At 73.2% G+C, this 2357-nt stretch carries 2 protein-coding genes and 1 pseudogene; all 3 read right to left on the bottom strand.

All coding sequences use genetic code 11. From position 1 onward, the window contains the following. Positions 1–286: 286 nt before the first annotated feature. A complete protein-coding gene (locus WD341_RS19750) occupies positions 287–706 on the bottom strand; it encodes a DUF1489 family protein (protein WP_368427210.1) in 420 nt (139 codons plus the stop codon). A gap of 93 nt (positions 707–799) precedes the next feature. After that, positions 800–1713: pseudogene (locus WD341_RS19745) on the bottom strand (hydroxymethylglutaryl-CoA lyase). After that, positions 1710–2279, bottom strand: coding sequence for a hypothetical protein (locus tag WD341_RS19740; protein ID WP_368427209.1), 570 nt, complete (start codon positions 2277–2279; stop codon positions 1710–1712). The pseudogene WD341_RS19745 and the gene WD341_RS19740 overlap by 4 nt, the downstream one beginning before the upstream one ends. Positions 2280–2357 lie beyond the last annotated feature (78 nt).

Raw genomic sequence — 2357 nt, 5'->3', positions numbered from 1 at the left:
CTGGACCGCCGCCCAGGCATCCCTTCCTACTCAATCACAATGTCAAACAGCAAGGCCACCCGAAGATGGCAAACCCAGATCCGCCGAATCGCTCGGCGTTGCAGGGCCAAGAAGTATATCTGTGATCGACCCGGATAGCAACGCCGTTGGAAGGCTTCGCTTCCGGGTCCCTGCCGCCGCGTCGGGGCCCGAGGGCCGTCCGTGGGGCGACGAAGGCGTATATAGGTGCCGCCCCGCGCCTTGTCAAAGCCCTTTCGTCACCCCTCCGTCACTTTCGGCGACAACCTCACAGGATGCCCAGCTCGCGCAGCTCGGCCGCCAGCGCGGGCGGCAGATCGCCCGCCGCTTCGGCGCCGGTGGGCAGGTCGACGGGCGCGTCCTCGGGCTTCAGGTAGCGCCAGCCCTGAAACGGCCGATGGCCGCGCGGCAGCACCCGCACCAGCCCCGGCTGCAGCAGCAGCCGGGTGAAGCCCCGGCCCTCGGCGTCGACGTCGCTCTCGATGCCGGCGAGCGGCTGGCGCGCCTGGACGGCGCCCTTGATCACCCAGTAGATCGAGCCGCCGGCGAGCAGCTCCTCGCCGCGCCGAGGCTGCATGCGGGTGCCGTGCCACAGCCGGCCGTGGCTGCCGAGGCGCTCGGCCTGCCAGGCGGCCAGGCTGTCGACGGATTCGCTGCCGACGGACAGCTTGATCAGGTGCAGGGTCATCGGCCCGGAGCCTAGCGCGTCCTCGCCCCTATTGCACCGCCGGCCGGTCAGTTTCGCCAAAGCTCAGACTGCCGCAGCCCGGATTGCCGCAGCTCAGGCGGCCCGGGCCGCCAGGGCCTGCGCGACCTTGGAGGCCGGCGGCCGGCCCAGGGCCTCGGAGACGAAGCGGCCGGCCGCCGCCCCCCCGCGACCCGGTCCAGGTCGACGCCGGTCTCGATGCCGAGGCCGTGTAGCAGGTAGAGCACGTCCTCGGTCGCGACGTTGCCGCTGGCGCCCTTGGCGTAGGGACAGCCGCCGAGGCCGGCGACCGCGCTGTCGAGGGTGGCGACGCCCAGCTCCAGGCAGGCGTGGAGGTTGGCGAGAGCCTGGCCGTAGGTGTCGTGGAAGTGCAGCGCCAGGCGCTCTCTCGGCACCACGGCGGCGACCGCCTCGACCATGGCCCGCGCCCGGGCCGGCGTGCCGACGCCGATGGTATCGCCGAGCGAGATCTCGTAGCAGCCGAGCGCCAGCAGCCCGCCCGCGACCTCGGCGACCCGGGCCAGCGGCACCTCGCCCTCGTAGGGGCAGCCGAGCGCGCAGGACAGGTAGCCGCGCACTTTCAGCCCCCCGGCCAGCGCCCGCGCCGCGACCGGCCGAAACCGCTCGAGCGACTCGGCGATCGAGCAGTTGATGTTCTTGCGGCTGAAGCTCTCGGAGGCGGCGCCGAAGACGGCGATCTCCTCGGCCCCCGCCGCCAAGGCCGCCTCCAGGCCGGTCAGGTTCGGCACCAGCACCGGAAAGGCGACGCCGGGCGGCCGCTGGATGCGGCGCAGGACCTCGGCGCTGTCGGCCATCTGCGGCACCCACTTCGGGCTGACGAAGGCCCCAGCCTCGACCGCGGCGAGGCCGGTCGCGGAGAGCCTGTCGATCAGCGCGACCTTGGTCTCCAGCGGGACGATCGCCGTCTCGTTCTGCAGGCCGTCGCGCGGACCGACCTCGACCAGCTTGACCCGGCGCGGCAGCCTCATGACGTCGTCTCCCGCGTCTCGGTCGCGGTCTCGGTTTCGGCCTCGGCCTCGGTCTCGGTTTCGGCTTCCTCCCGATCCGGCAGGTCCGGCTCCGGCGCCACCGCCTGCGCCGGGGCCAGCGGCGCGGGATCGAGGACGTCCCCCTCGGGCTCGTCCTCGGGCTCGGGGCCGCCGGGCTCCTCCGGCACGCCGAGCAGCCACTCGTCGATGGCGGCCTCCTCGGCCTCGCTCAGCACCACGCCGCGCTCGCGGCAGCGGTGGCGCACGTTCTCGCGGAAGGCCTCGGCCAGGGCGTCGACGTCGCCGGCCAGGGCGTCGAGATCGAGCCGTGCCAGGCGGAAGCCGTAAAAGACGAAACCGATGTCGCGTTCGGCCACCGCCAGGCCGGCCTCCGAGAGCAGGCGCCGGGTCATGTGCACGACGTCGGCCTGAGCGCGCGCGCCCTCTTCCAGGGCCGCCGCCATCCCCTCGAACAGCGCGTCGTAGGTCTCCCCGGACAGCGCCGGCGCGCCGGTCGCCTCGCAGACCCGCTCGATCAGCGCGCTCGCCGGCTCGTCGGGCGCCAAACGTCCCGGCTCGGCCCGACCCCCATCTCCTCGACCCGCATCTCCTCGACCCGCATCTCCTCGACCGGCATCTCCTCG

The organism is Tistlia sp. (assembly GCF_040905785.1).
Classification (GTDB): Bacteria; Pseudomonadota; Alphaproteobacteria; order Kiloniellales; family DSM-21159; genus Tistlia.
Note: the sequence above shows the minus strand (reverse complement) of the source record. Positions and strands in the feature narration are given on the sequence as shown.

What these genes read in the sequence shown, in the direction of transcription:
- WD341_RS19750 (WP_368427210.1), bottom strand. Translation starts at nt 706, where the DNA reads ATGACCCTGCACCTGATCAAGCTGTCCGTCGGCAGCGAATCCGTCGAC.